This window comes from Sphingomonas sp. (assembly GCF_031426035.1).
GTDB lineage: Bacteria > Pseudomonadota > Alphaproteobacteria > Sphingomonadales > Sphingomonadaceae > Sphingomicrobium.
The window spans coordinates 21,235-28,327 of the sequence record NZ_JANPKO010000044.1 but is presented as its reverse complement, the minus strand read 5'-3'; the positions used below and the strand labels follow the sequence as shown (position 1 = coordinate 28,327).

The following is a 7,093-nucleotide window of genomic DNA, read 5'->3' as shown; positions in this document are numbered from 1 at the left end:
CTGGCGCGCGGCCCAGATCGTCGGCGTGAACTTGGCGCGGTAGACGATCATGTCGAGGCGGCGCTCGAGCAGCCCGATGAGGTTCTGCGAGGCGTCGCCCTTCATCCGCTCGGCCTGCTGGAAGGTCTGCTTGAACTGCTTTTCGGTGACGTCGCCGTAATAGCCCTTGAGCTTCTGCTTGGCGCGCAGCTGGATGCCGAAGTCGGAGACCTTGCCCTTGCGGCGCTGGCCGTGCTGGCCGGGGCCGTATTCGCGGCGGTTGACCGGGCTCTTGGGGCGTCCGAAGACGTTCTCGCCCATGCGGCGGTCGAGTTTATACTTGGCGGGGCTGCGCTTGCTCACGGGGTAAAAATCCAATCTGCTGTTGTCGTCAGAGCCCGGACCGCGCCACCGGTCGAAAGCGACCGGCAGGACCATCACTTCACCGGGGTGTGAGGTCGATTGCGAAGGGGGCGCCTAGGGGAATGCGGCGCCGCGGTCAAGGTTTGCGCCGGGCGCTGCGCGATCCCGACAAGGCGCGGATCACCCCGCGCACGGCCTTGACCTCGCGGCTCGACCAGCCGGGCTTGGTGAAGATCGTGCGCAGCGTGTTTTTGGTCACCTGCATCCGCTCGGGCGGGTGGAAATAGCCGGCCGCCGCGAGCTCGGCATCGGCGTGCGCGATCAGCCCTTCCAGCTCGGCGTGGGGGGCGGGCGGCTCGAGGTCGCGCGCGGGCGGCTGGGCCAACGCCGAGCGCCGCGACCATTCATAAGCGAGCAGGATCACCGCCTGGGCGAGGTTCAGCGAGCCGAACTGGGGGTTGATCGGGACGGTCACGATGAAGTTGGCGAGCGCGACGTCCTCGGTCGCGAGCCCCGATCGCTCGGGCCCGAACAGGATCGCCGACCGCCCCGGCGCCGCGGCGATCGCGTCGGCCATTTCCTCCGGCCCGATCACCGGCATCGCCAGCTCGCGGCGGCGCACGGTCGAGGCGAACACGGTCGAGCAATCGGCCACCGCGTCGGCGACGGTGTCGAACACTTGCGCCTGTTCGAGCACCAGGTCGGCGCCGCTCGCGGCGGGCCCCGCGGTGGGATTGGGCCACCCATCCCGCGGCGCCACCAGCCGCAACTCGGTCAACCCGAAATTGAGCATGGCGCGCGCCGCCTTGCCGATGTTCTGGCCAAGCTGGGGGCGGACCAGGACGATGATCGGGCTGTCTCGACGGCGCGTCTCGGCTTTGCTCGACGCTGGCTCGACACGAATGGTTTCTTTTTCGGTCTCCCCATCCCGTTCGCTTCGAGCCGATGTCGAGCCTGCCGAGACATCGAGTCGAGAAGTCCGTCGCGCAGGAGGCTTTGCGGCGTCGCTCACCGCCTGCCAGTCGCTCCGGAACAGCGCCTCTTTCTTCGCCCGGGACCAATTCTTGACCTGCAATTCGGCACCGAGCGCCTCGGCCCGTGTCCCGAACATCTGGGTCCACATCAGGCTGACCGGGCGGCGGCGGTGGGTATAGCCCCTGATCGCGCCGGACTGATGCTCGGCGATGTGCCGCTCGAGATCGTCGGTATGCCCGGTGTAATAGCTGTTGTCGGCGCAGCGCAGGATATAGACCCAAAAGCTCACAGCAATTTGTCGTGCCCCGGCGACACCGCTTCCTTCTCCACCCGTTCGGCCAGTTCGGCGAAGTCGCCCGGCTCACTGAAGTCCTTGTAGATGCTCGCGAAGCGGATGTAGGCGACGTGGTCGAGCGCTTTTAAACCCGCCATCACCGCCTCGCCGATGCGCGCGCTCGGGACGTCGTCGCCGAGCGTTTCCATCTGGCGCTGCACCCCGCTCACCAACTGGTCGATCTTGGCCGGGTCGATGTCGCGCTTGCGGCAGGCGTGGCCGATCGAGCGCTCGAGCTTGGCGCGGTCGAACGGCTCGCGCTTATTGTCCTTCTTGACCACCACCAGGTCGCGAAGCTGGACGCGTTCAAACGTCGTAAAACGCGCCCCGCACCCCTCGCATTGCCGCCGGCGTCTAATCGCGGCGGCGTCCTCCGACGGTCGCGAGTCCTTCACCTGGCTGTCTTCGTGGGCGCAGAACGGGCAGCGCATTACCCTCGCCCCTTCAGGGGAGAGGAGGGAGCCGCGCAGCGGCGGAAGGAGAGGGGGAGTCGGGCGGGTAAGTCTCGGACTCCCCCTCTCCCCAACCCTCTCCCCTGAAGGGGAGAGGGGGTCATTGGTAGATCGGGAACCGCGCGCACAGGGCGCGCACGCGCTCGTTGACCGCGGCCTCGACCGCGCCATTGCCCTCCGTGCCGTTGGCCTGGAGCCCATCGAGGACATCCGCGACCATGTCGGCGATGTCGCGGAATTCCGCCTCGCCGAAGCCGCGCGTAGTGCCGGCGGGCGAGCCGACGCGGATGCCGCTGGTCTGCATCGGCGGCAGCGGGTCGAACGGCACGCCGTTCTTGTTGCAGGTGATCCCGGCGCGCTCGAGGCTCTCGTCGGCGTCCTTCCCGGTCAGCTTGAGGGGACCGAGGTCGACCAGCGCCAAATGCGTGTCGGTGCCCCCCGCGACGAGGTCGGCACCGCGCTCCTTCAAGCGGCCCGCGAGCATCTGGGCGTTCCTGATCACCGCTTGCGCATAGGTCTTGAACTCGGGCTGGAGCGCCTCGCCGAACGCCACCGCCTTGGCCGCGATGACGTGCATCAGCGGGCCGCCCTGAAGCCCCGGGAACACCGCCGAGTTGATCTTCTTGGCGATCGCCTCGTCGTCGGTCAGCACCATGCCGCCGCGCGGCCCGCGCAGGGTCTTGTGGGTGGTGGTGGTGACGACATGGGCGTGGCCGAACGGGGTGGGGTGCTCGCCCGCCGCGACCAGGCCCGCGAAATGCGCCATGTCGACCAGCAGCAGCGCCCCGACCTCGTCGGCGATGGCCCGGAACCGCGCGAAATCGAAGTGGCGCGGGTACGCCGAGCCGCCGGCGATGATCAGCTTGGGCCGATGCTCCTTCGCGAGCCGCTCGACCTCGTCGAAATCGACCCGATGGTCGTCGCGCCGCACGCCGTACTGGACCGCGTCGAACCATTTGCCCGACTGCGCCGGCGGCGCGCCATGCGTCAAATGCCCGCCCGCCGCCAGGCTCATCCCCAAAATCGTGTCGCCGGGCTTCAAGAGCGCCATCATCACCGCGCCATTGGCCTGCGCACCCGAGTGCGGCTGGACGTTGGCGAAGCCGCAGCCGAACAACTGCTTGGCGCGCTCGATCGCCAGCGTCTCGACCGCGTCCGACGGCGCGCACCCCTGATAGTAGCGCCGCCCCGGATAGCCTTCGGCATATTTGTTGGTGAGCACCGAGCCCTGCGCCTCGAGCACCGCGCGCGACACGATATTCTCCGATGCGATCAGCTCGATCTGGGTTTGCTCCCGCGCGAGCTCGGCGGCGATCGCCGCGGCCACCGCGCCGTCGGCATCGGCCAGTTTCCGCGTGAAAAACCCCTCGGGCTGGACGTCGTTCAAATTCGCTGCGGTGGCCATCAGTCGCTGTCCTGCAAAAGGGAAGAAAGTTGGTCGACGCGGCGCTGGTGACGCCCGCCGGCGAAATCGGTGCCGAGGAATGCGGCGACGCACGCCTTGGCCATGTCGGGCCCGACCAGCCGCGCGCCGAGCGCCAGCACGTTGGCGTCATTATGCTCGCGGGCGAGCCCGGCCGAGAGTGGGTCGTCGACCCGCGCGCAGCGGCATTTCGGATGGCGGTTGACCGCGATCGAGATGCCGATCCCCGAGCCGCACACAGCGATCCCGCGTTCGGCCTCGCCCGAGCCCACTGCGGTCGCCAGGCGCGCGCCAAAATCGGGGTAATCGACGCTGTCGGGGCCGTTGGTGCCAAGGTCGCTGACCTCGTGCCCCGCCTCGCGCAGCCACGCGCCAAGCTCGTCCTTGAGGGTGAACCCGGCATGGTCGGCGGCGAGGGCGATGCGCATCGCGACTGCCTAGGCCAGCCCGCCGCGATTCGCCAGCATCACGCCAGCCTCGCCGCCAGCGTCACGCCGGCTTGGGCGCACCGCCCTCGAGCTGGGCGAGCCGCGCCGCCATCTCCTCCAGCCGGTCCTGCAGCATCGCCTCGCGCGAATGGCGGCTGCGCGCCACCCGCAGCGCGTCGGCGATCGCCGGGGCGAGCAGCTGCGCCGCCTCGAGCTCGTGGCGGTTGTAGCGGTTGCCGTCCGAGCGCCGCCCGAGCAGCAAGGTCCCGACCGGCCCTTCCTCGTCGGTGAGCACGATCCGCTCGCTCAGCGCCGGGTCCTCGGACGAAGCGGTGCCGTGCGTCGCCAGCGTTTCGCCATTGTCGAGCACGATCGCTGCGGCGGCCGGGTGGATGATCTCCTCGACGCAGCCGAGCGCGCGCGATGCCAGCTCGTGCGGAACCTCGGTCAGCCCCCATTTCTTCAACCGCTGGGCGGCGCCGGCGACCCGTTCGACCGGCCCGCCGAAGCGCCGCTCGGTCCACCCCAGCACGACATTCTGGGTTGGCGCGAAGATCCCCGCGGCGATGATCGCGCCGACCGTGGTCGCGCCGGCCTCGCTGCTGCTGCCCATCACCTCGGCGATGATCAATTTGACCAAATCGGCGCTGGCCGCCCACACCACGCCGACCACCAAGGTCACCACCGCATACGCCGCCGAGCGGCTGATCACGGTGTCGGCTTCCCACAGGCGGAAGCGGGTCAGCGCGATCAGCAGGCCGAGCGGGATGGTCGCCATGCCCATGCTGAACAGCACCAGGATGATGACGCTGATCAGCGGCGTGTAGCGGCTCGGGTCGTCGCCCTGCAGCGCCGCCAGCACCACCGCCGCCATGATCAGCAGCAGCCCGATGGCGAAGCCGAAGCCGGCCCATTTGATCTGCTGGCGGGCGATCCCGGCGGGCTCGCGGCGGAAGCGGATGATCTGGCTCGCCAGCACCGCCAGCAGCAGCGAGATCGCGAGGATGCCCTGCACGTCCTCGTCGATCCCCGGCGCCGAGGCGAGCACCGCCAGCGGCAGCCCAAGCGGCACCAGCCAGCGCAGATAGCGCGGGACGAACACCCCGTCGGGGAACGACGCCAGCGCCAGCAGCAGGCAGTAAAACACCACAACCCCGACCACGTCGAGGACGATCGCCTGGTTGGTCCACAGCCAGAATTGCAGCGGCGGGTCGACCGTCGCGGCGAGCCCGGCAAAGGCGAACGCGAGCAGCATCGCGACCGGGTCGGTCGGCCGCCGCAGCGCGATCAGGCACGAGCAGGCAAGCAAGGCGGTGCACGCCATCAGGGCGGTCACCATGCGCGCCCAGATCCGCGCCTCCCGCGCCTGCTTGAGCTCGGCCGGGTGGCGCAACTCGCGCCGCGCCTGCGACAATGTCACCGTCCGCCCGTCGGTCTGGCGCAGCGTCACCGCCACCACCGGCCCGGGCGCCTTGGCCAGGCGCTCGGCCAGTTCGGCGAACTCGAGCCCGGGGGCGATCCGCTGGCCATCGATCGCCACCACCTCGGCAGTGACCGGGATCGCCGGCGTGGCACCGGGCGCGGTCCCAACCGTCAGCTCGCCATCGGTGGAGACTTCGAAGTCGAGCCCGTGGCGCTCGATCGTCGGCTGGTACGAATAGCTCGCGCGCCACGCGTAGATGGTGCTGACGATCACCACGAGGATGGCGAGACCGAAGCACAGCATCCACAGCCAGCGCAGCCATTTCGCGGTCCGCTCGGGAAGCGCGCGCAGCCGGGCCGGGGGAGGAAACAGCCGCGCCATCAAATTGACCTGCTCGCCACCCGGACCCCCGACCGATTCGCTTGGGCGCTCACTCTAGCAGGACGCCGGTCGATCAATAAAGCGTTCCGGTCGAAGCCCGGTTGAGGGACGGGCCCGGGCGCGCCACCGCCAGGCGAGGCAGCAGGGGAGGGGCACATGAGCCAACGCATTCTCGGAGCGGCGCTCGCCGCGCTGTGCCTGGTGGCAGCATCGCCGGCTTCGGCGGCGGAGGTGCCGGCGGCCGATTTCGCCCCATTCGTCGCCCGCCAGGTCGCCCCGCGCGTCCATCTGCTGATGACCCCCGCCGATTATTTCGGCCCGGTCGTCGGCAACGTCACCTTGATCGAGCAAAGCGACGGCCTGGTGATCATCGACAGCGGGCTGACCGCCGGCAACGGCCGCTCGGTGGTCGCTTACGCGCGCTCGCTGTCGCCCAAGCCGGTCAAGGCGGTGGCGATCACCCATTGGCACAACGACCATCCGCAAGGCGTCTCGGCGATCCGCGACGCGTGGCCCAAGGTGCGCATCATCGCGACATCGGCGACCGAGGCCGGGATGCTCGGCCCCGAGGCGGACGGCGTCGGCTTCCGTCCCGACGAGAAATTCGATGTCGCGATGCGCGCGCAGGTCGCCGAGTCGGAGGCGGCGCTGGTCAAGCTGCTGACCGACCCCGAAACCGCCCCGGACCGCAAGGAGCGCGTCAAAAAGGCGCTCGAGGCCTACCGCCTGTTCCCCGATTCCTATCACGGCACCTACATCGTCCCGCCGACCGACACCTTCGAGCGCGAATTCCTGCTCGACGACCCCGAGCTGCCGGTGCGCCTGCTCCATCTTGGCCGCGCCAACACCAATGGCGATCTCGTCGCCTGGCTGCCCCGGCAGAAGATCGTCGCCAGCGGCGACATCGTCGTCGCCCCGCTGCCGTTCGGTTTCTACAGCTACCCCGGCGAGTGGATCGCGACCATCGCCAAGCTCAAGGCGCTCGGCTTCACGACGTTGATCCCGGGCCACGGCGAGCCGCAGACCGACACCGCCTATCTCGACAAATTGGTCACCGCGATCGCCGACATCCGCGCCCAGGTCGCGCCGCTCGCCAAGCAAGGGCTGCCGCTCGACGACGTCCGCAAGAAGGTCGACTTTTCCACCAGCGCCGCGCTGTTCGGCACCGAGCCGCGCATCCGCGCCAACATCATTTCCTTGTTCTTCGACCCGATGGTGCAGAGCGCCTACAAGGAAGCGCTCGGGCAGGCGATCGGCCAGGGCGACCCCGAGCGGAAGCCGGACTACCGCCACTCGCCCCCCAAGCCGAGCAGCAAGAAACACAAGTCCTAGGAG

7 protein-coding genes are annotated in these 7,093 nt (G+C 69.2%); 1 reads left to right on the top strand and 6 read right to left on the bottom strand.

The features are described 5' to 3' along the window. The 6 genes from rpsD to RMP08_RS02920 all read right to left on the bottom strand — a co-directional run. Positions 1 to 342 (bottom strand): 30S ribosomal protein S4 (gene rpsD / locus RMP08_RS02945; RefSeq protein WP_310467489.1); only part of this gene is annotated, 342 nt, incomplete at its 3' end. Positions 343 to 478: 136 nt separating this feature from the next. Continuing rightward, complete coding sequence (locus RMP08_RS02940; protein ID WP_310467488.1) at positions 479 to 1,606, bottom strand: TrmH family RNA methyltransferase; 1,128 nt, start codon at positions 1,604 to 1,606, stop codon at positions 479 to 481. Beyond that, positions 1,603 to 2,082: a transcriptional regulator NrdR gene (gene nrdR / locus RMP08_RS02935; protein ID WP_310467486.1), complete on the bottom strand. Its 480-nt coding sequence runs from the start codon at positions 2,080 to 2,082 to the stop codon at positions 1,603 to 1,605. Before nrdR ends, RMP08_RS02940 begins: the two co-directional genes overlap by 4 nt. A gap of 121 nt (positions 2,083 to 2,203) precedes the next feature. Continuing rightward, positions 2,204 to 3,508, bottom strand: a complete 1,305-nt coding sequence (gene glyA / locus RMP08_RS02930) for a serine hydroxymethyltransferase (RefSeq protein ID WP_310467484.1) — start codon at positions 3,506 to 3,508, stop codon at positions 2,204 to 2,206. Then, positions 3,508 to 3,954 carry a ribose 5-phosphate isomerase B gene (gene rpiB / locus RMP08_RS02925; protein WP_310467483.1) on the bottom strand — a complete coding sequence of 149 codons (447 nt, stop codon included), beginning with the start codon at positions 3,952 to 3,954 and terminating at the stop codon, positions 3,508 to 3,510. The genes glyA and rpiB overlap by 1 nt, the downstream gene beginning before the upstream one ends. A gap of 61 nt (positions 3,955 to 4,015) precedes the next feature. Further along, on the bottom strand, positions 4,016 to 5,758 hold the full coding sequence (locus tag RMP08_RS02920; RefSeq protein WP_310467482.1) for a hypothetical protein: 1,743 nt from the start codon (positions 5,756 to 5,758) through the stop codon (positions 4,016 to 4,018). A gap of 156 nt (positions 5,759 to 5,914) precedes the next feature. On the opposite strand from RMP08_RS02920, the gene RMP08_RS02915 reads away from it, so the two are divergent. Beyond that, entirely contained in the window at positions 5,915 to 7,090 is a 1,176-nt protein-coding gene (locus RMP08_RS02915; protein ID WP_310467480.1) for an MBL fold metallo-hydrolase, read from the top strand. Positions 7,091 to 7,093 lie beyond the last annotated feature (3 nt).